This is a genomic window from Collimonas sp. OK242, assembly GCF_900107095.1.
Classification (GTDB): Bacteria; Pseudomonadota; Gammaproteobacteria; order Burkholderiales; family Burkholderiaceae_D; genus Collimonas.
On the sequence record NZ_FNOR01000006.1, the window covers coordinates 189291 to 209310 of the forward strand.

Below are 20020 nucleotides of genomic sequence, written 5' to 3' on the forward strand. Positions count from 1 at the left end.
GGAGTATGCGATTGAGAGCAATCGATTGCTTCATTGCGTTATTAAATAAGACCCGAGTCAAGGAGAAGCACACCATGGGCCGTTGCGGACACGACCATCACGACCATCAGCATAAGCACGAGGACCCGCATGAGCATGCTTACGCGCATGCCGGCCGTCAGCCGCGCGTCGTTGCTTGCCGGCGCCGAGCAGGCCGTGTTCCTGATCCAGAAGATGGATTGCCCGACTGAAGAAAAACTGATCAGTGACAAGCTCCGAAGCATGGCCGGCATCGAAGCCATGCAATTCAATCTGATCCAGCGCGAGCTGACGGTCCAGCATCGTTTGCCGTCGGTGGCCGCGATCGTCGCCGCCTTGACAGCGCTGGACATGGGGCCGACGCTCAAATCGGACACGCTGACCGGCGCAGTGGATCTGACCGATGGCATGGGCGATGGCGCTTTCAAGATATCCAGGAAAAAATGGCTGCTGATGGCAATCTCCGGCATGACCGCCGCCGGCGCCGAGGTCGTGGTCTGGAGCGGCGGCCAGGACCATTCATGGCCGGTGATCGGCCTGGCGCTGATGGCGATCCTGAGCGGTGGCCTGGATACGCTGAAAAAGGGTTGGATCGCGCTACGGAATTTCTCTCTCAACATGAATTTCCTGATGTCGCTGGCGGTAACCGGTGCTGCCATCATCGGCCAATGGCCGGAAGCGGCAGTCGTGATCTTCCTGTTTGCTCTGGCAGAAATGATTGAAGCATTGTCGCTCGACCGCGCCCGCAACGCGATTAAAGGCTTGATGGCGATGGCGCCGGATCTGGCGACTGTGCAAGATGCCGATGGCGAGTGGCGCGAAGTTGCCACCGGTGAGGTAGTGTTAGCTGCGCTGATCAGGGTCAAGCCGGGTGCGCGGGTGCCCCTGGACGGGCTCGTGACGGAAGGCCGAACCACCATCAACCAGGCAGCCATCACCGGCGAGAGTATGCCGGTGGAGAAGCAGGCAGGCGATCAGGTGTTCGCCGGCACCATCAATGAGCGTGGCTCGTTTATCTATCGGGTAACTGCACTGCAAGCCAATTCGACCCTGGCGCGCATCATCAAGAGCGTGCAGCAAGCGCAAGGCGAGCGTGCACCGACGCAGCGTTTGGTCGATCAGTTTGCGCGCTATTACATTCCGGCGGTGGTGTTGGCCGCGATACTGGTCGCCATCTTGCCGCCATTGCTGATGGGCCTGGCGTTTTATCCGTGGCTGTACAAGGCGCTGGTGCTGCTGGTGATCGCCTGTCCTTGTGCGCTGGTGATTTCTACGCCGGTGACGGTGGTAAGCGGGCTGGCGGCGGCGGCCAGGAACGGGGTGTTGATCAAGGGCGGTGCGTACCTGGAGATGGGGCGCAAGATCAAGGCAGTGGCATTGGACAAAACCGGCACGCTGACGCAGGGCAAGCCGCGCGTCACCGATGTGCAGCTGGTGCAGCCGCTAGCCGATGCCGACGGCCGCGGCTTATTGCAATTGCAGCGTCAGGCGGCGAGTCTGGCCAGCCGTTCCGATCATCCGGTATCGGGTGCGGTTGCGGCGCATTGGCAGGCATCGGGCAATACAGAGAATTTGTTTGAAGTCGGCGCTTTCGAAGCGTTGACCGGTCACGGCGTGCAGGGCGATATCGACGGCCAACGATTCTATCTGGGCAATCATCGGCTGGTGCACGAAATGAATATCTGCAATCCAGCCTTGGAGGCACGCTTGTCGGCGCTGGAGAGCGAAGGAAAAACCACGGTGGTGCTGTGCTCGGCCGTGCAGCCTTTGCTGATTCTGGCGGTCGCCGATACGGTGCGCGATACCGCGGCGGAAGCGGTGGCCAGCTTGCATGCGATCGGGGTCGAGGCCGTCATGCTGACCGGCGACAATACGCATACCGCGCAAGCCATCGCAGCGCAGGTAGGTATCAGCGATGCCCGTGGCGACCAGCTGCCGCAAGACAAGCGCGACGCCATCAATGATTTGCGCCAGCGTTATGGCTACGTCGGCATGGTGGGCGACGGCATCAATGATGCGCCGGCGCTGGCGCAGGCCAATATCGGATTTGCGATGGGGGCGGCGGGCAGCGATACGGCGCTGGAAACGGCGGACGTGGCGCTGATGGATGACGACCTGCGCAAGATCGCAGATTTCATTCGCTTGAGTAAAAAGACGCACACGGTGCTGATGCAAAATATCACCTTGGCGCTGGGCATCAAGGCGGTCTTCCTGGTGCTGGCCCTGAGCGGCGAAGCGACGCTGTGGATGGCGGTGTTCGCCGACATGGGCGCGAGCTTGCTGGTGGTGTTTAACGGCTTAAGACTGCTGCGCGCATTGACGATTAAAATGACTAAAAAGCGGTGACTAAAAAAGAACGCTTAAAATGACGAACCGGGCTGCTGCAGGAAGTCCAGCTCTTCAGGTGTCGACTGGCGCTGCAGAATATGGTTGCGATGTGGAAAGCGGCCGAAGCGGGCAATGATGTCGCGGTGCCGAATGGCGAATGAGAGGTAGCCGGAAAAACACGCCTTCTGGCTTGGCGCGACTTGTTCGACCAGTGCAGTGCACAGCGCCACCGCCTGCTCCTGGTCTTGCAGCAGTTCTGAATGCGTCAGCGGCAAGTGCAGGAAGGTCCTTTCGATCGGACGCAATGCAGCATAGAAATCCGGCTGCAGGCCGCGACGGCAAAAACGGCGCGCGAGCGTATCGAATGCGAATGAACGTGGCGTGTTGCGGTACATATTCCTGGGAAACTGGTCAGTCAGCAGCACCAGGGCCATGACGCCTTGCGGCGTGTTTTCCCAATCTGCCAACTGGTTTTTCTCAACGGCCAGCAAGGTTGTTTCAAACCGCTGCCTGATGCGCAAATCGAGATCAGGATGTTTGCTCCACCAAAGCTTGGCTTGTTGCGTGGCGGTGGCGACATCGTCCGGATTGTCGCCGAACCAGAATTCCCTGATCGCCTGAATATTTTCCATTTTTTGCATCTGCCCGGCGCCGGCTAACGATCAGCCCGCGTTGCGCCGAGGCAGCACATAGATAAGAACGTCGCCGATGGTCACTTTTTGACCAGCTTGAATCTTGCAAGTCTTGCGTAATTCAATTTTGCCGTCGACCGCCACCACGCCGCTGGCAACCAGCGCCTTGCCGGCGCCGCCGCTGTCGCACACGCCGGTCAGCTTGAGCAGTTGATTGAGTTCGACGTAATCGCTGTTGAGGCGTAATTCCAGTTGTTGCATAGTATTCCGATGGGATAAATAAGTGTTCAGGTGTTAGCTGTGCGGTTCAGCGCCAGTTGCGCCTGGTCCAGCCAGACGTGCAGATGGTCCAGTAAATCCTGCTGGCTGAACGAGCAGCTCTCTTCAGAGAACAGGTTGCCGGCTTCCAGGCGCCCGAGAAAATTTTCCGCTACGTCCGCAAAGCGAGGCGGTAAAGACGAGAACAGCGCAGCCTGCGCACGCCAGGTCTGGCATAGGGCGCTTACGCTGCCGGCGTTATTCTGCAATGCGCTTACGGCGTCGCGCAGCAATTGAATGGTGTCTTGAAGCTGCATGTTGTAACTATCTGGTTTAGTGAGCCAGTCCCGCCGATACGAACAAGCCGATCGCGGCCGCGAACGCAATGCCCCACACGGCCGAACGCAGGCTAGGGCGATCTTGCAGATACAAGACGGTATAGACGATGCGGGCGACGATGAAGATCACTGCCAGCAAATTCACTATGTTTTGTGCGGCTTGTACCTGCTGCGCAATGATTACGCCGGCGGCAAAAAAAGGGAATGCCTCGAAATGGTTGCGATGCGCATAGTCGGCGCGACGCCGTATGCCCGACTGCTTCTCCAGCCAGGCGCGCGGTTCGGCGTTGTCAAAGTCGGGGCGGCCGCGCTTGGCGATCGCGATGGTAAATAACGGCATCAATCCAGCTATCAGTACGCACCAATAAGCAATTGTCATAGGTCTTTCCGGTCAATGAAACACCCCGCTAGAGTGTCTTTACTTCAAATGTATTGCAGGATTTGACTTCGCCGCTGCTGACGCCCTGTTTGAACCAGCGTACCCGTTGCGCCGAAGTGCCATGGGTGAACGAGTCCGGCACGACGTAACCTTGTTCCTGTTTTTGCAAGGCATCGTCACCGATCGCCGTAGCGGCGTTCAAAGCACTTTCGACATCGCCCTGCTCCAGGATGCTGCGCGCCTGGTTGGCGTGGAAGGCCCAGACTCCGGCCAGGCAATCGGCTTGCAGTTCGAGCCGCACCGACATGGCGTTCTTCTGCGCTTTCGACATCTGGCGTTCGGCGCTGTTGACCTTGTCCATGATACCCATCATGTTTTGCACATGATGGCCGACTTCATGGGCGATCACGTAAGCTTGCGCGAATTCCCCCGATACATGAAAGCGCTGCTGCATCAATTGATAAAAGCTGAGGTCGATGTATACCTTGCGATCGCCTGGGCAATAAAAGGGGCCGGAAGCGGTCTGGCCGGTGCCGCAGGCGGTTGGCGTGGCGCCGGAAAACAGCACCAGGGTCGGCGGTGCATACGTCTTGCCATTGACGCGGAAAATCTGGGTCCAGACGTCTTCAGTATCGGCCAGCACGGTGCGCACGAATTTGGTCTGCGGGTCTTCGGCGCGCGCGGTGCGGTTGGGGCCGGAGGCTTGCTGCGACTGCTGCTGGCCGCCCGGGCCGCCGCTTAGCAGGCTCAGTATGGTAGTCGGGCTGATGCCGAAGAAATACGACGCCGCCAGCGCAATGGCGATAGTGCCAAGTCCAATGGAACGACCACCGCCGAAACCGCCACCGCCGTCACCATCACTGCGGCGGTCTTCGACGTTGTCACTTTCCCGATTGCCTTCCCATTTCATGGCTGCTTCCTCTGCTGATTTTAGTAGGCAATTTTAACGGAATAGCTACTGCCGACAACAGATAGATGCAAAACTACTGTGGGATATCGTAAAAATTTATTTGAAATCCCACTTCATCTGTTCGGCAATCGGAATGTGTTTTGCCGATTCGACGCAGAGCGGAATGTAGTCGGTGAAGCGTGGCGCCGGCTGAATTCCTTCGGCAAGCAGGTTTTCATTGCTAAATACATAATTCAGGCCGGCAAACGCACCGTACAGCTTGAGTGCGCGCAGCAGCAGCCGGTCATTGCATTCAGGCACGCATTCGCGCATGCGCGGCAGCAGAGTGGCGATAGCATCCGGCGTGATTTGCCTGTAAGTAGGGCCGATCGGTTCGATGCCGCGAGCGGCAGCCAGCGCCAGGTCGATTTCGCGGAACGATACGCTGGAGCCGAGTCCTGCCGAGATATGGAATACATTGTGTGTCAGCGTATCTTTCTGGGCCAGATCGATGATGGCCTGGGCGCACCAGTCAACCGGGACCACATCGACTTTTTCATCGAGGGAGGTGGTCAGCGCGCCCAGCAATTGCCAGACCATGAAGACCCAGAAAATACTTTGCGACGGCGCACAACCCAGCTTGGTGTGGCCGACAATAATCGACGGCCTGACATACACCACCGGCAGGTCGGGAAACATGTCGCGCAATTTCTTTTCACCCAATGCCTTGGAGCGGGTATATGCCACCAGATGCTCGTCGCCGAGCGGCAAGTCGATCCGTTCTTTTACCACGGCATTGATGCCGGCGCCTTCACCGCAAGCCATGGCGGTGCCGATGTACATGAAGCGCTTCAAGGCAGGCCGCCGATGCATCAGCTTGCCGAGCGCCACAGTGCCATCGACATTGATTGTTTCGAGCAAAGGATGATTCGAGAAAGTAGCCAGCGCCGCCGAATGGATCACGATCGATACCCGATCCAGGCGCGGATCGTCGCTAATGCTATCAAGTTCCGATAAGTCAGAGCAGAGGATTTGATCGACGCCGATTTGTGCAACGTCAGCCGCACTCGCGCCCAGCAGCTGCAAATTTTCGACAACCCTGGCATGCGCCGCGGCAGGGGTTTCCGCCCTTGCCAACAGCAACAGATTTTTACCTAGACCGCGATGAATTGCTTCAACTGCATTGGCGCCGCCTAGAAAGCCGGTCGCACCGGTCATCAAAATTAAATTATTCATGAAAGGCGTGTGCTCTTGTAACTTATCTAAAGTGAGTTGGTGGTTGCCTGCTGTTTGGGCTGGCTGCGGGCGTGCTTATGACGATGAGCTTGCTTGCTAAATTTGGAGACTTAATTTTTTGTCATTATTTTTCATTCGTCGTCGCGCAAGATTGCAAAAGCACATATAGACATCGTAACGCGCGATTCTATAGCAGGGTTGACAAACCGATACAAAGATTTACAAAAAATTTCATGTTGCCTATAGGATACCTCTTTATTGATTGTCAAATTATCATGATAAATGACTGTTGCATAACATTTAAATTTGCTTCCTGTGAACTTTCGTCAGATAAAAAGTGACCAAAGGTTAAAGCAAGAACTATCGGGTCATATTATCAGGCAAGGCTTGTGCCTGGGACTCCCCAACGGGCGCCCGATGGGGAGTCCGTTGGGGAGTCCGTTGGGGAGTCCGTTCTACATTCAATCCTGTCCTATCCTGTGTTCATGGCCGCGATTCTGTTTTGAGTCTTATTACGGCCATGACCCGGATGCGCGCACGATGAACCGCCAAATTGGGAGTCAACATGTTCTATTGGATCGCAGCGCTGCTTATCGGCGCTATGGCATTAATGCAGTTGCGCGTAAGCGCCTGGTTTTGGCTGCTTGCCATTCTGCTCTGGATCGGCGGCGGCTTCTGGCTGGCCGGGATCGGTCTGCTGGCAGCGATACTACTGTTGCTGCTGCTGGCGATTCCCGCTCTGATCGTGGCTGTCAAACCACTGCGATACAGCCTGCTGAGCCGTCCGATATTGAAAGTATTCCAGCGCATCTTGCCGCGCATGTCGCAGACCGAACGCGATGCAATTGAGGCAGGTACTACCTGGTGGGACGCCGAACTGTTTTCCGGCAAACCGGCCTGGGACAAATTGCTGCAGCTGGCAGCACCGAAACTGACGGAGGAAGAGCAGGCGTTCTTCGATAACGAAGTCGAGCAGCTGTGTGGCCTGATCAGCGACTGGGACAGCACCGAAATCTGGCAGGATCTGTCGCCGCAGGCCTGGCAGTTCGTCAAGGAGAAAGGTTTCCTCGGCATGATCATTCCTAAGCAATATGGCGGCAAGGAATTCTCAGCCTACATGCATTCGCAGGTGATCATGAAGTTGTCGTCGCATTGTTCAGCTGCCGCGATTTCGGTGATGGTGCCGAACTCGCTGGGGCCGGCTGAATTGCTGTTGCAATACGGTACCGAACTACAAAAGGATTATTTCCTGCCGCGGCTGGCCGCCGGCGAGGAAATCCCGTGTTTTGCCTTGACCAGTCCCTACGCCGGTTCCGATGCGGCGGCGATCCCGGATATCGGCGTGGTGTGCATGGGCAGCTACGACGGCCAGGAAATGCTGGGTTTCAGGATCACCTGGGACAAGCGTTACATCACGCTGGCGCCGGTAGCGACGGTGCTGGGGCTGGCATTCCGGGTCCATGATCCGGATCAATTGCTGAGCACCGGCGGCACGACAGACCTGGGTATCACCTGCGCGCTGATACCGGCCAATCATCCCGGTGTGGTGGCCGGGCGCCGTCACTGGCCTTTGAACGCCGTGTTCCAGAACGGTCCGACTTCCGGCAAGGATGTTTTCATCCCGCTCGACTGGGTGATTGGCGGCCGCGAACAGATCGGCAAGGGCTGGCGCATGCTGATGGAATGCCTGGCCGCCGGCCGCGCAATTTCGTTGCCGTCTTCGACTGTCGGTTTTTCCAAGCTGGCGGTACGCGGTACCAGTGCGTACGTCGCGATGCGTCATCAATTCCGGATTCCGATCGGCAAATTCGAAGGAATACACGAAATGCTGGCGCGCATGGGAGGCAACCTGTATCTGATGGATGCGGTGCGCAGGCTGTCGGCGCTGGCGGTGGATGCCGGAGAAAAACCTTCGGTGATTTCGGCGATCTCCAAATACCATGTGACCGAGCGCGGCCGGGTTCTGGTCAATGCAGGCATGGATGTGTTGGGCGGCAAGGGCATTTGCATGGGGCCGAATAATTTCCTGGCGCGCAGTTATCAGCAGATGCCGATTGCGATTACGGTTGAAGGCGCGAATATCCTGACGCGCTGCCTGATCATTTTCGGCCAGGGCGCGATTCGTTGCCATCCTTATGTGCTGAAAGAAATGAGCGCCGCCAGCGAGCTCGATCAAGGCCGCGCCCTGGCCGCATTCGACCAGGCATTCTTCGGCCACATCAGTTTTGTGTTCGCCAATTTTTCACGGACATTGCTGGCCGGTTTGTCTAGCGGCAGTTTGCCAGGTGCGCCGCGGGCAGCGCCGCAAGAGCTGCGGCATTTTTATCGCGCGGTCAACCGCATGTCGGCAGCGTTCGCCTTGCTGAGCGATATGTCGATGTTCGTATTCGGCGGCTCGCTTAAATTCCGCGAGCGTATCTCCGGACGGCTGGGCGACATCCTGTCGCAGCTGTACCTGATATCCAGTGTGCTCAAGCGTTACGAGGATGACGGCCGGCCGCAGGAAGATTTGCCCTATGTGCACTGGGCGATACAAGATGCCTTGCATCAGGCGCAGGAAGCCTACCTGGGGGTGTTGGACAATTTCCCGAATCGCGTACTGGCAGTGCTGTTGCGTTGCATCGCCTTTCCTTTCGGCCGGCCTTACCAGTTGCCATCGGATGCGCTGGACAGTACGGTAGCCCGTATCATGCAAACCAACGGCGACAGCCGCGACCGGCTGACCGCTGGCATGCACATGCCAAGTGCAGAGCAATCGCCGCACGCCTTTGGCGAGCTGGCTTTCCAGTTGATCCCGCAAGTGAACGCGATCGAAGCGCGGCTCAAGCCAGCGTTCCAGGCTGGCACGCTGGCGCCAATGCCGCAAAGCCTGATCGAGATGCAGCACTGGGCAATTGCGGCTGCAGCCAGCGGCGACATCACCGAACAAGAGCAGCAGGTCTTGCAGGATTATGCGCGTTACGGCGATACCAGTGTTCAGGTCGATGATTTCCCGCAGGATTTCAACTTGCTGGAATCGGTACAGAAGCGCATGCAGGCGCATGCTCAGCCACAGTCTTAAGCACGGCAATCGCAGAACTCAACAACAGAATTTGCAACAAGTAAGAAAGAAATCAGATGACTACCCTGGTGCAGCCGGGCCTGAAACTGCGGCCCCTGGAACGTAACGATTTGCACTTTGTGCATCAGCTCGACAACAACAGCAACATCATGCGTTATTGGTTCGAAGAGCCGTACGAAGCTTATGTCGAACTGGTGCAGTTGTACGACCAGCACGTACATGATCAAAGCGAACGGCGGTTTATCCTGGAAAGCGACAACGGCGAAATGGTGGGGCTGGTCGAGCTGGTCGAGATCACCCATATTCATCGGCGCGCGGAATTCCAGATTATCGTCGCACCGGGTGCGCAGGGCAGGGGTTATGCCGAGCGCGCAACCCGGCTGGCGATTGAATACGCGTTCTGCGTGCTCAATCTATACAAGCTCTACCTGTACGTTGATAAGGAAAACCAAAAGGCGATCCATATTTACCAAAAATGCGGATTTGAACTGGAGAGCGAGCTGAAAAGCGAATTTTTCATCAATGGCGTGTATCGCGATGCGGTTCGCATGTGCATGTTCCAGCCTGAATATCTGGCGAAACGAGCGCGTTGAGATGTTTTTCTGGTTCATCCGGGTAGTCAGTAAGCGGGGCCAGGACAGCTCTCGATCGCACGAGAATTATCCTGGCCCTGCCTGGCATTTTTTCAGCCACGCCCGGACCAGCCGGCGACAGGCAGCTTAATCGCGCGCCGGTGCGATCATTTCTGCATAGTCGTACAAGGCGCCGAGAATTTCTTCGCCGCGCTCGTCCGTGGATTCCGATAAATTATCGATCTCTTCAAACAGCATGTCGACCGTACGCGCCTTGCCTTCGCCGTCGAACAGGCGGGCGGCGCGATGCTCTTCCCAGCGTTGCCGGTCTTCTGCCGTCAGGGTTTCGGGGAAGTTGCGGGCGCGGTAGCGGAATGCCAGTTCCTCCAGGCGCTGATCGTCAAAACTGACATGCGCGGCGGCCAGCTTTTGCGGCGACAGCGCGCGCAATTCATTCAATTTGCGACGATCGTTATTGCCGACGAAACCGCCATACAAGTCTTCGTCGACATCGTTGGCGGCCTCTTCGGGGCGCTGGAACACCTGGCGCCATAAACCGCCGAGGTCGGGCGCCCGGGCCGCAATCTCGGCATGGCGCAGCGCTAGCGGAATATCTATGCCCCAGCGCGTCGCCATGTCTGCCGACAGCGTTTGCAGTTTGTTGATCACCATCGGCGATTTATTCAGATGCACCGATTTCAACGGTAGACGCGTTACACCCTCGGGCAAGGCATCGGTTTTGCTGAACAGCCGGGTGCGCACGGTATCCGCATCCATGGAAAATAGTTCGCTGGGATCAAACGCCAAATCCCAGGCCAGTATTTCATTCTTGTTGGTGGGATGCACGCCGATCGGCCACATGACCGCGAGGCAGCCGCGTTCGGCCGGGAACATGCCGGAAATATGCAGGAATGGACGCGGCGTCGGCAGGCCGATTTCAGCGCCGGCGCGATCTTTCTTGTGTAGCGCGAGGCAGAAATCGAATAATTTCGGCTGATGTTGCCGGATCAGTCGTGCCAGGGCTATCGTCGCCCGCACGTCGGACAGCGCATCGTGCGCGGCTTCGTGGCTGAGTCCGTTGGCGGCGGTCAGGTGTTCCAGGCGAAAACTCGGCCGTCCCTCGTCGTTGACAGGCCACTGGATACCGTCCGGCCGCAAGGCATAGGCGGTACGCACCACATCCAGGATATCCCAACGGCCGCACTGGTTTTGCCATTCCCGCGCATAAGGATCGATCAGGTTGCGCCAGAACAGGAAACGCGTGACTTCGTCATCAAACCGGATCGTGTTGTAACCCACGCCTATGGTGCCAGGTTCGGAAAACGCTTTCTCAATCTGTGCCGCGAACTGGTATTCGGCGATGCCGCGTTCCAGGCATACCTGCGGCGTGATGCCGGTAATCAGGCAGGACTGCGGATCAGGCAAGAAATCATTTGCCGGTTGGCAATATAACATGATCGGTTCGCCGATTTCATTCAATTCGGCATCCGTGCGGATTGCTGCAAACTGAGCCGGACGGTCGCGTCGCGGCTGGACGCCAAAAGTTTCGTAGTCGTGCCAGAGGAAGGTATGCGTTGACATTGAGGGCTAGCGTGTGTGCGTGAGGGAGGTGCAGCAGTTTACAGGGATCTTTCCATGCCTGTATAGCAGTTTTGCAACGCTTTAAGCCAAATCATAAGAAGCGCTGAAATAGGGCTTTTAGCCCCTTAAATTCACCAAACTGATAACTGCTATTGGCAATCGAAATTGGATAATTTATGGGGAAACGCTATTCTGATTGTGCGACGCAACAATTGGCTTGCGGTGAACGCAAAACGAAAGAGGAAAACATCATGTCTACAATGACAATCAGCAACAGTTCTAGCATCTCCCGTCCAGCCACTTCGGTACAAGTTGCCGGCGTTTTCAGCGGTGTCGCTGCTTTCTTCAAGCGCCTCGGCAATGCTTATGAGCGTTCGGAAGCGGCACGTAAAGAAGCTTACCTGGCAGAAGCAGTCGACCTGTACGACCTGGAATATCGCATGCAACGCCTGGACCGTGAAAGCGCCGAGACTGCAGCATGGATCAAGGGTTTCTAAGTTCCAAGCATAGTGTCAGGTTTTACGGCAGCTAATTGCCGGCAGTAAGCAGTAGTTATAAGCAGTAGTTCGGTATCTTGCAGTTCATCTATATCACTGCGTAGCAGTCGGGCATCCCGCCGGCATTGGCCGTCAGACCGGGTTGCCCTGCTGCTCACACAGTGCATTTCTGTTCACAATTTCCAGTATTAATTCCTGGTATTAATTCAGTTTGATTCCGCCAATAGCGTGAAATGCTCGACGACCGGCGCCACCGCGAAAAATGGCCCGACCAGCGCACGCCACTCGGTAAATGCCGGCGATTCGCGAAAATCGACCGTATGGTTTTCCAGCGTTTGCCAGGAAATTGTCAGCACATAGCGTTCTGGCGATTCAATGCCCTTGTGTACCTTGAAACCGGCAAAACCTTTGGCTTTGCTGATGATTTGTTCAACTCCGCGTTGAATGGCGGCATCAAATTCCTGTTGTTTACCGGGTTGGATGCGGATATCGGCTAATTCGAGAATCATGGGGGTTTCCATCGTTGTTGGTTGGCGGAATCCGGATTGTCGCATTTTTAGCGGCAATCAACCTTTGTGGATTCCCTGCCGATTGACTATGCTGAAAGCATAACCAGTCATAGGAGACCATCATGTTGGGCAGACAACGACTTTATTTCATGTTGCCGGACGTTTCCAGTGCACGCAGCACACTAGACGAATTGCTGCTGGCCCGGGTCGGGATTCGGCACATTCACTTCTGGGGCGCTGAAGGGACATTGCCGGCAGATATGCCTGAAGCCAATGTGCTACACAAAACCGACCTCGCCAATGGAGCAGAAATAGGTTTGCTGGCGGGCGGTGTGTTAGGTCTGCTGCTAGGCATGTGGCTGGTGTATTTCCCTCCGGAGTGGGTGCACCTGAACTGGCTGGCGTTGGTGGGTCTGACGCTGGCCGGAGCGGTGCTGGGCAGCTGGATGTCAGGAATGGCGGCGGCGGCGCTGCCCAACTCCCGTCTGAAAGCGTTCCATGCCGGGATTGAAGGCGGCAAGATATTGCTCCTGATCGACGTGCCGTTCAAGCGCGTGCCGGAAATAGAGGAATTAATCGAGAAGCGTCATCCGGAAGCCGCTTTCTCTGGCGTGGAAAAACATGTTCCGGTCTTTCCCTAATTTCATCGGACTAGCGAGAATAAACACCGGCCATCCCGCCGGTGTTTTTTTATGTCAGTCGCGCTGTAATTCTTCCTGATTCTTTCCTGGTTGATTGTTATTTTGTGCTTAGCTTCGTACACTAGCCTCCGGTTAAAAACAAAATCAATCACACGGTTTTACCTTGTCCGCCCGGCTCAGTGAATACCTGACCCAGTCGTGGCCGGCAGGTAAATCGACATACAGGGAGGAAATGCATGGCAGCTTCTTATTTTCCCAAATGGCGTTTGCGCGCCAGCACGGCGGACGGGCAGGGGCAGGTTATCGCTGCCGACGAGCGTTTGCCGTGGCCGCAGACTTTCGCCATGGGGGTGCAGCACGTTGTAGCGATGTTCGGTGCGACGGTGCTGGCGCCGCTGCTGATGGGATTCGATCCGAACCTGGCGATTTTCATGTCGGGCATCGGCACCTTGCTGTTCTTTGTCCTGGTGGGCGGCCGAGTGCCGAGCTACCTCGGTTCCAGCTTTTCTTTCATCGGCCTGGTGATTGCGGTTAGCGCTTACAGCGGCCATGGGCCCAATCCCAACCTTGGCGTGGCGCTGGGCGGCATCGTTGCCTGCGGCGTGGTGTACGCGTTGATCGGCTTGCTGGTGATGGCGATCGGTACGCGCTGGATCGAAACCTTGATGCCGCCGGTAGTCACCGGTGCGGTGGTGGCAGTGATCGGGCTCAATCTGGCGCCGATTGCGGTGAAGGGCGTCAGCGGCAATAATTTCGATGCCTGGATGGCGCTGGGGACGGTCTTGTGCGTCGGCGGCGTCGCCGTGTTTGCGCGCGGCATGCTGCAGCGGCTGCTGATACTGGTCGGCTTGATGCTGGCGTATGTGATTTATGCGGTGCTGACCAACGGCGCCGGGCTTGGCAAGCCGATCGATTTCGGCATCGTCGCCAATGCCGCCTGGTTCGGCATCCCGCATTTTTCCGCACCGGTCTTCAAGGCCGATGCGATGGCGCTGCTGGCGCCGATTGCGATTATCCTGGTGGCGGAAAACCTGGGCCATATCAAGGCGGTGGCCGCCATGACCGGACAGAATCTCGATAAATACATGGGCCGCGCCTTTGTCGGCGATGGCTTGGCGACGATTGTTTCGGGCAGCGTCGGCGGTACCGGCGTCACCACCTATGCTGAAAATATCGGCGTGATGGCGGTGACCAAGATTTATTCGACCCTGGTATTCGTGGTTGCGGCTGGCCTGGCGATCGTCTTGGGTTTTTCACCGAAATTCGGCGCCGTGATTCAAACCATTCCAGGTGCGGTGCTTGGCGGGGTCTCGATTGTGGTGTTCGGCCTGATCGCTGTCTCCGGCGCCCGCATCTGGGTCGAAAACAAGGTGGATTTTTCGAACAACCGCAATTTGATCGTTGCCGCCGTGACCTTGGTGCTGGGGGCCGGCGACTTTACCCTGAAGCTTGGCCAGTTCTCCCTGGGCGGTATCGGCACTGCGACTTTTGGCGCTATCATCCTGCACGCTTTGTTGCGGGAAAAGAAAACCTGAGTTCGACTTCCCCTACAAAAAAGCTGCGCAAGGGCACACCTTGCGCAGCTTTTTTTGCTTGGTATTTAGTACTTGTTTTAAGTACCAAAAATGAAGCTCGTTCCGATTCTGTTGCCGGGGTTTGTCTTGGTTTTATTTTCAAAAAGAAAACAATATACGGTGATCAATAGCCTAAATTTAAATTGATTGAACGTCCAATAAATTTAAATTATACTGAATTCAGGCAGCGCGGGTGGGCAGGCCGTTGTTCGTGAACGTTTTGGGAGCGCGAGTTGAGGAAAAGAAACGAAATGCTGCCGCTGCGCCGCAAGCAGCTGATCCAGGCGACGCTGGAAGTGATCGACCGGGTCGGCCTGGCGGATGCAACGATTGCCCTGATTGCCCGGCAAGCCGGGTTGTCGACCGGCATCATCAGCCATTATTTCGGCGACAAGAGCGGGTTGCTGGAAGCCACCATGCGGCAGATTCTGCGCGACTTAAGGGAAGACACCTTGCGTCGCCGCAGCGAACTGGCTGAAGACAGCGCTGCTGCACATTTGCGCGCCATCGTCGACGCCAACTTCAACGATAGCCAGGTCAGCGGGCCGGTCATGAAGACCTGGCTGGCCTTCTGGTCGTCCAGCATGCATCAGGAATCGCTGCGCAGATTGCAGCATGTAAATGACCAGCGCCTGCGCTCCAACCTGTGCTGCCAGTTTTTACGCGAACTGCCGCTGGCGCGGGCACGCCATGCCGCGCGCGGGCTGGCGGCGATGATCGACGGCTTATGGCTGCGCGGTTCTTTATCCGGCGCCGCCTTCGATGCCGACGCGGCTCGGCAACTGGCTTACGAATATCTGGATCACCAACTGGCAAAGAAAATCGGCGCAACGCCCGCGGCCTGAGCGTTGACCTATCTGATTGACAGCAACCCATTGAGGAGAATCACCATGCCTGTTTTCAAGCGACAGCAACTTTATATCGGCGGCCGCCGGGTCGATGCCAGCGGCAGCGATACTTTTCAAACCGTCAATCCTGCCAATGGCGAAGTGCTGGCCGAAGTCCAGCGCGCCACCAAGGCCGATGTGGATCTTGCGGTCGCCAGTGCACAGCAAGGCCAGCGTGAATGGGCGGCCCAAAGCGCCATGCAGCGCTCGCGCGTGTTGCGCCGCGCGGTAGCGATCCTGCGTGAGCGCAATGACGAACTGGCCGAGCTGGAAACCTTGGACACCGGCAAGGCTTTGTCAGAAACCCGCGCCGTCGATATTGTCACCGGCGCCGACGTCCTGGAGTATTACGCCGGCCTGGTGCCGTCGCTCGAGGGTACGCAAATCCCCTTGCGCGAAAGTTCTTTCGTCTATACCCGCCGCGAGCCGCTGGGCGTGGTGGCCGGCATCGGCGCCTGGAATTATCCGATCCAGATCGCCTTGTGGAAATCCGCGCCGGCGCTGGCTGCAGGCAATGCGATGATTTTCAAGCCTAGCGAAATGACGCCGTTGAGCGCGCTCAGGCTGGCCGAAATCTATACCGAGGCTGGCTTGCCGGATGGCGTATTCAATGTGCTGACCGGCAGTGGCCGCGAAGTCGGCACCTGGCTCACCGAACATGCCGGCATAGCAAAAATATCGTTTACCGGCGGCACCGCCACCGGCAAGAAAGTGATGGCCAGCGCATCCAGTTCGACTCTCAAGGAAGTGACCATGGAACTGGGCGGGAAGTCGCCGTTGATTGTGTTTGCCGACGCCGATCTGGAGCGCGCCGCCGATGTCGCCGTGATGGCCAATTTCTACAGCTCGGGCCAGGTCTGTACCAACGGCACCCGGGTGTTTGTACATAGTTCGATCAAGGCAGCGTTCGAAGCCAAGGTGCTGGAACGGGTAGCGCGGATCCGCCTCGGCAATCCGCTCGACGTGCACACAAATTTTGGCCCGCTGGTCAGTTTTTCGCATATGGATAACGTGCTGTCGTATATCGAATCCGGCCGTGCCGAAGGTGCGCGCCTGCTGATTGGCGGCCAACGCGAAGTAGGCGGCGCGTATGCCAACGGTGCGTATGTGCAGCCAACCGTGTTCACCGACTGCCGTGACGATATGAAGATCGTCCGCGAAGAGATTTTCGGCCCGGTGATGAGCATTCTCTCCTTTGACGAAGAGGATGAAGTGATACGCCGCGCGAACGACAGCGAGTATGGTTTGGCTGCCGGCCTGATGACAGAGAACCTGAGCCGTGCGCACCGCGTCATCCATCAACTGGAAGCGGGCATCTGCTGGATTAATACCTGGGGCGAATCGGCCGCGGAAATGCCGGTCGGCGGTTACAAGCAATCCGGCGTCGGCCGTGAAAACGGCTTGACCACGCTGGAACACTACACCCGCATCAAATCGATTCAGGTGGAGCTGGGCGCTTATACCTCGGTGTTCTGAACGCGGTTTTTTAGCGCTACCACCTGCGTCTCACAGCGATGCCGCCTGGCCGGCATCGGCAAGGAAGGATCGTCATGCAGCAAGCAAAAGAATACGACTACATCATCATTGGCGCCGGTTCGGCCGGCAATGTCCTGGCGACGCGATTGACTGAAGATGCCGGCACCAGCGTGCTGTTGCTGGAGGCGGGCGGGCCGGACTATCGCCTGGATTTCCGTACCCAGATGCCGGCGGCGCTGGCGTTTCCATTACAAGGGCGGCGCTATAACTGGGCCTATGAAACCGATCCGGAGCCGCACATGAACGGCCGCCGCATGGAGTGTGGCCGCGGCAAGGGTTTGGGCGGTTCGTCGCTGATCAACGGCATGTGCTACATCCGCGGCAATGCGCTGGATTACGACGGCTGGGCGCAACGGGAAGGGCTGGAAAACTGGTCTTACCTGGATTGCCTGCCATACTTCAAGAAAGCCGAAACCCGCGACATCGGCGGCAATGATTATCACGGCGGCGACGGTCCGGTCAGCGTCACCACGCCGAAGAGCGGCAACAACGAGCTCTACCATGCGATGGTGGAGGCCGGAGTGCAAGCAGGTTATCCGCGCACCGACGACCTCAACGGTTATCAGCAAGAAGGTTTTGGCCCGATGGACCGCACCACGACGCCGCAAGGCCGGCGCGCCAGTACGGCGCGCGGGTATCTGGACCAGGCGCGGGCGCGGCCTAACCTGACCATCGTCACGCATGCCTTGACGGACCGTATACTTTTTTCCGGCAAGCGCGCTGTTGGTGTCGCCTATTTGCACAATGACCGGCCGCAATCGGCGCAAGCCAGGCGCGAAGTGCTGCTCTGCTCAGGTGCGATCGCCTCGCCGCAAATCCTGCAGCGCTCCGGCGTCGGTCCGGCTGCACTGCTGCGTGAACACGATATTCCGGTGGTGCTGGATCTGCCTGGCGTCGGCGCCAATTTGCAGGATCATCTGGAGATCTACCAGCAATACGAATGCAAGCAGCCGGTTTCGCTGGCGCCGGCATTGAAGCCATGGAATCAGCCGCAAATCGGCGCTGAATGGTTGTTGATGGGGAGCGGCATCGGCGCCAGCAATCAGTTTGAAGCCGGCGGTTTCATCCGTAGCGATGACAGCTTTGAATGGCCGAATATCCAGTATCACTTCTTGCCGGTAGCGATCAATTACAACGGCAGCAATCCGATCAAGGTGCATAGCTTCCAGGCGCATATGGGATCGATGCGTTCACCGAGCCGCGGCCGTATCCATTTGCGCTCGAAAGATCCGCGCCAGCATCCGAGCATCTTGTTCAACTACATGTCGACCGAGCAGGATTGGCAGGAATTCCGCAACGGTATCCGGATTACGCGCGACATCGTCGCGCAGCAGGTGCTGTCGGCCTACGCCGGGCGCGAGATTTCACCTGGCGTTCAGGTGCAGACGGATGCCGAGCTGGATGCCTTCGTGCGCCAGCACGCCGAGACCGCCTTCCATCCATCCTGTTCCAACGCCATGGGATACGATGCGATGGCGGTGGTGGACAATGAGGGGCGAGTGCATGGTTTGCAAGGCCTGCGTGTAGTCGACGCTTCGATCATGCCGCTGATCACCACCGGCAACCTGAATGCGCCGACCATCATGATCGCCGAAAAAATCGCCGATTGCATCCGCGGACGGCAACCGTTGCCACGCGTGGAAGTGCCGTATTACGTCGCTGGCGGCAAGCCGGCGCGGCAATAAGCGTACCGGCTCAGAGGCTTTCGTCTGTGTGCGTGGCGCTGGTCGAGCTAGTACTCAACGTTTCTGCAGTACGCCAATCACCAGCATGGTAATTGCGTAAGCGATGCCAAGCAGGCAGACCGCAGTCCAGCCGCCCTTGACCCAGGCCAGCGCGGCGCTGGCCGCACCGAGCGCGCCGCCGACAAAAAAAATGCCGACGAATAAACCGTTCAAACGCCCGCGCGCTTCCGGCTGCAACAGGTTGATGGCGCGCCGGCCCAAAGTCTGATCGGTGGTGACGCCGGCATCCAGGCCGATCGCGGCGAGCACCAGCAGGCCGACCGCCAGCAGCGGATGGGCGGCAATCGTAAACCCGCCCCAGCCGGCGCCGGCAATCCCGGACAGCAGCAATGCCGCGATCATCAGCAGATGTGCGGCCAGGCTGGCGGGCCGGGTCCAGCCATGGTCGCCGACACGGCCGGCGAGCGGCGCCGCAACGGCTCCGGCGGCGCCCGCCAGCGCAAACAGGGCGATCTGGCGCTGGTTCAGATTGAAAGGCGGCTGTGTCAAAAGCAGCGCAACCGCGGTCCAGAACAGGCTGAAGGTAGCCATCGCCAATGCGGCGGTCAGTGCGCGCCGGCGCAGGACCGGCTGGCTCAGCAGCAAATTCCACAGGGATCTGATCAAGGCCAGGTAAGACAGGCCGGCAACCGGTTGCCGGGTTGGCAGCGTGCGGCTCAAAGTGGCCGCCACCACTGCTACCGACGCGGTCAGCACCAGATACAGCAAACGCCAGCCGCCGAGAGCGACCAGCAAGCTGGCCAGCGGGCGCGATAGCAGAATGCCCAGCATCAGGCCGCTCATCACATTGCCGACCACTCTGCCGCGATGCGCTTCGCAAGCCAGCAGGGCGGCCAGCGGCACCATGATCTGGATCGCGCTGGAGGCGCTGCCCGCCAGGAAGATCGCCAGCAGGAATAGCCAGCCGGAAGTCGACACGGTCGCAGCCGCCAAGGCCAGCGCGCAGCAAGCCAGCAGGCGCACGATAAGCTGGCGGTTTTCCAGCAGGTCGGCCAGCGGCACCAGCAGGATCAGGCCGGCGGCATAACCCAGTTGCGGCAGCATGGCGATCATACCGCTCACACGGTAATCCAGGCCGAGCGCAGCCGCGATCGGGGCGATCAGAGTCTGGGTTGCAAATAGATTAATGACCGTGATGCCGACTGCGGCAGCAAACAATATTTGCAACGCGGCCGGGATGCCGTCATTTGCAGCATGCGCGGTGATTGCCTGCGCGGCAGGGTAGGCGGCATTGGGGGGTAAGGGTGCGTTCATGACTATTCTTCGCGTGACACGGCTTGCAGCGGGAGCGGCGTAGTCCTATCCCTGGCAAACGGTTTTCAATGCGGTGATTGTGCAT

The 20020-nt window shown here is 57.9% G+C and carries 17 protein-coding genes and 1 pseudogene; 9 read left to right on the top strand and 9 right to left on the bottom strand.

Annotation, left to right across the window (positions count from 1 at the left end; translation table 11 throughout):
• The first annotated feature begins 74 nt into the window (after nt 1-74).
• Nucleotides 75-2364 (top strand): annotated as a pseudogene (locus tag BLV81_RS08185) (heavy metal translocating P-type ATPase).
• A 14-nt stretch (nt 2365-2378) separates the two neighbouring features.
• Here BLV81_RS08185 and BLV81_RS08190 read toward each other — a convergent pair.
• The 6 genes from BLV81_RS08190 to BLV81_RS08215 form a co-directional block, all read right to left on the bottom strand.
• Nucleotides 2379-2978 carry a DUF924 family protein gene (locus BLV81_RS08190; RefSeq protein ID WP_092354410.1) on the bottom strand — a complete coding sequence of 200 codons (600 nt, stop codon included), beginning with the start codon at nt 2976-2978 and terminating at the stop codon, nt 2379-2381.
• Nucleotides 2979-3008: 30 nt separating this feature from the next.
• Nucleotides 3009-3239 carry an RNA-binding S4 domain-containing protein gene (locus BLV81_RS08195; RefSeq protein WP_092354246.1) on the bottom strand — a complete coding sequence of 77 codons (231 nt, stop codon included), beginning with the start codon at nt 3237-3239 and terminating at the stop codon, nt 3009-3011.
• 26 nt (nt 3240-3265) lie between these two features.
• Nucleotides 3266-3553 carry a hypothetical protein gene (locus tag BLV81_RS08200; protein ID WP_092354248.1) on the bottom strand — a complete coding sequence of 96 codons (288 nt, stop codon included), beginning with the start codon at nt 3551-3553 and terminating at the stop codon, nt 3266-3268.
• Nucleotides 3554-3569: 16 nt separating this feature from the next.
• A complete protein-coding gene (locus BLV81_RS08205; RefSeq protein ID WP_092354250.1) occupies nt 3570-3953 on the bottom strand; it encodes an MAPEG family protein in 384 nt (127 codons plus the stop codon).
• 28 nt (nt 3954-3981) lie between these two features.
• Nucleotides 3982-4863: a KPN_02809 family neutral zinc metallopeptidase gene (locus tag BLV81_RS08210; protein WP_092354252.1), complete on the bottom strand. Its 882-nt coding sequence runs from the start codon at nt 4861-4863 to the stop codon at nt 3982-3984.
• Nucleotides 4864-4959: 96 nt separating this feature from the next.
• Nucleotides 4960-6078, bottom strand: coding sequence for an SDR family oxidoreductase (locus BLV81_RS08215; RefSeq protein ID WP_092354254.1), 1119 nt, complete (start codon nt 6076-6078; stop codon nt 4960-4962).
• A 565-nt stretch (nt 6079-6643) separates the two neighbouring features.
• Between BLV81_RS08215 and BLV81_RS08220 the strand changes: the two genes are divergently transcribed.
• Nucleotides 6644-9139 (top strand): acyl-CoA dehydrogenase, encoded by a 2496-nt coding sequence (locus BLV81_RS08220; RefSeq protein WP_092354255.1) that lies wholly within the window; start codon nt 6644-6646, stop codon nt 9137-9139.
• Between the two features lie 56 nt (nt 9140-9195).
• Nucleotides 9196-9732 carry a spermidine N1-acetyltransferase gene (speG, locus tag BLV81_RS08225; RefSeq protein ID WP_092354257.1) on the top strand — a complete coding sequence of 179 codons (537 nt, stop codon included), beginning with the start codon at nt 9196-9198 and terminating at the stop codon, nt 9730-9732.
• Between the two features lie 126 nt (nt 9733-9858).
• On the opposite strand, the gene sbcB is transcribed toward speG, so the two are convergent.
• Nucleotides 9859-11292, bottom strand: coding sequence for an exodeoxyribonuclease I (gene sbcB / locus BLV81_RS08230; RefSeq protein WP_092354259.1), 1434 nt, complete (start codon nt 11290-11292; stop codon nt 9859-9861).
• Between the two features lie 260 nt (nt 11293-11552).
• Here sbcB and BLV81_RS08235 point away from each other — a divergent pair, with 260 nt between their 5' ends.
• Nucleotides 11553-11789, top strand: coding sequence for a DUF3563 family protein (locus BLV81_RS08235; protein ID WP_092354412.1), 237 nt, complete (start codon nt 11553-11555; stop codon nt 11787-11789).
• A gap of 206 nt (nt 11790-11995) precedes the next feature.
• On the opposite strand, the gene BLV81_RS08240 is transcribed toward BLV81_RS08235, so the two are convergent.
• Nucleotides 11996-12298, bottom strand: a complete 303-nt coding sequence (locus tag BLV81_RS08240) for an antibiotic biosynthesis monooxygenase family protein (RefSeq protein ID WP_092354261.1) — start codon at nt 12296-12298, stop codon at nt 11996-11998.
• 122 nt (nt 12299-12420) lie between these two features.
• Here BLV81_RS08240 and BLV81_RS08245 point away from each other — a divergent pair, with 122 nt between their 5' ends.
• The 5 genes from BLV81_RS08245 to betA all read left to right on the top strand — a co-directional run bounded on the left by BLV81_RS08245 (nt 12421) and on the right by betA (nt 18621).
• Nucleotides 12421-12939, top strand: coding sequence for a DUF1269 domain-containing protein (locus BLV81_RS08245; RefSeq protein WP_092354263.1), 519 nt, complete (start codon nt 12421-12423; stop codon nt 12937-12939).
• 236 nt (nt 12940-13175) lie between these two features.
• Entirely contained in the window at nt 13176-14474 is a 1299-nt protein-coding gene (locus BLV81_RS08250; RefSeq protein ID WP_092354265.1) for a solute carrier family 23 protein, read from the top strand.
• Nucleotides 14475-14764: 290 nt separating this feature from the next.
• The gene (betI, locus tag BLV81_RS08255; RefSeq protein WP_092354266.1) at nt 14765-15358 is read left to right on the top strand and encodes a transcriptional regulator BetI; all 594 of its coding nucleotides are present in this window, start codon (nt 14765-14767) and stop codon (nt 15356-15358) included.
• Nucleotides 15359-15403: 45 nt separating this feature from the next.
• Entirely contained in the window at nt 15404-16876 is a 1473-nt protein-coding gene (gene betB, locus BLV81_RS08260; protein WP_092354268.1) for a betaine-aldehyde dehydrogenase, read from the top strand.
• A 74-nt stretch (nt 16877-16950) separates the two neighbouring features.
• Nucleotides 16951-18621, top strand: coding sequence for a choline dehydrogenase (betA, locus tag BLV81_RS08265; protein ID WP_092354270.1), 1671 nt, complete (start codon nt 16951-16953; stop codon nt 18619-18621).
• 54 nt (nt 18622-18675) lie between these two features.
• On the opposite strand, the gene BLV81_RS08270 is transcribed toward betA, so the two are convergent.
• Entirely contained in the window at nt 18676-19935 is a 1260-nt protein-coding gene (locus BLV81_RS08270) for an MFS transporter (protein WP_092354272.1), read from the bottom strand.
• Between the last annotated feature and the right edge of the window lie 85 nt (nt 19936-20020).

Bases quoted from the DNA above. Each gene is read 5' to 3' on its own strand.
- BLV81_RS08190 (WP_092354410.1), bottom strand. From the start codon at position 2,978: ATGGAAAATATTCAGGCGATCAGGGAATTCTGGTTCGGCGACAATCCG.
- BLV81_RS08195 (WP_092354246.1), bottom strand. From the start codon at position 3,239: ATGCAACAACTGGAATTACGCCTCAACAGCGATTACGTCGAACTCAAT.
- BLV81_RS08200 (WP_092354248.1), bottom strand. From the start codon at position 3,553: ATGCAGCTTCAAGACACCATTCAATTGCTGCGCGACGCCGTAAGCGCA.
- BLV81_RS08205 (WP_092354250.1), bottom strand. From the start codon at position 3,953: ATGACAATTGCTTATTGGTGCGTACTGATAGCTGGATTGATGCCGTTA.
- BLV81_RS08210 (WP_092354252.1), bottom strand. From the start codon at position 4,863: ATGAAATGGGAAGGCAATCGGGAAAGTGACAACGTCGAAGACCGCCGC.
- BLV81_RS08215 (WP_092354254.1), bottom strand. From the start codon at position 6,078: ATGAATAATTTAATTTTGATGACCGGTGCGACCGGCTTTCTAGGCGGC.
- BLV81_RS08220 (WP_092354255.1), top strand. From the start codon at position 6,644: ATGTTCTATTGGATCGCAGCGCTGCTTATCGGCGCTATGGCATTAATG.
- speG (WP_092354257.1), top strand. From the start codon at position 9,196: ATGACTACCCTGGTGCAGCCGGGCCTGAAACTGCGGCCCCTGGAACGT.
- sbcB (WP_092354259.1), bottom strand. From the start codon at position 11,292: ATGTCAACGCATACCTTCCTCTGGCACGACTACGAAACTTTTGGCGTC.
- BLV81_RS08235 (WP_092354412.1), top strand. From the start codon at position 11,553: ATGACAATCAGCAACAGTTCTAGCATCTCCCGTCCAGCCACTTCGGTA.
- BLV81_RS08240 (WP_092354261.1), bottom strand. From the start codon at position 12,298: ATGATTCTCGAATTAGCCGATATCCGCATCCAACCCGGTAAACAACAG.
- BLV81_RS08245 (WP_092354263.1), top strand. From the start codon at position 12,421: ATGTTGGGCAGACAACGACTTTATTTCATGTTGCCGGACGTTTCCAGT.
- BLV81_RS08250 (WP_092354265.1), top strand. From the start codon at position 13,176: ATGGCAGCTTCTTATTTTCCCAAATGGCGTTTGCGCGCCAGCACGGCG.
- betI (WP_092354266.1), top strand. From the start codon at position 14,765: ATGCTGCCGCTGCGCCGCAAGCAGCTGATCCAGGCGACGCTGGAAGTG.
- betB (WP_092354268.1), top strand. From the start codon at position 15,404: ATGCCTGTTTTCAAGCGACAGCAACTTTATATCGGCGGCCGCCGGGTC.
- betA (WP_092354270.1), top strand. From the start codon at position 16,951: ATGCAGCAAGCAAAAGAATACGACTACATCATCATTGGCGCCGGTTCG.
- BLV81_RS08270 (WP_092354272.1), bottom strand. From the start codon at position 19,935: ATGAACGCACCCTTACCCCCCAATGCCGCCTACCCTGCCGCGCAGGCA.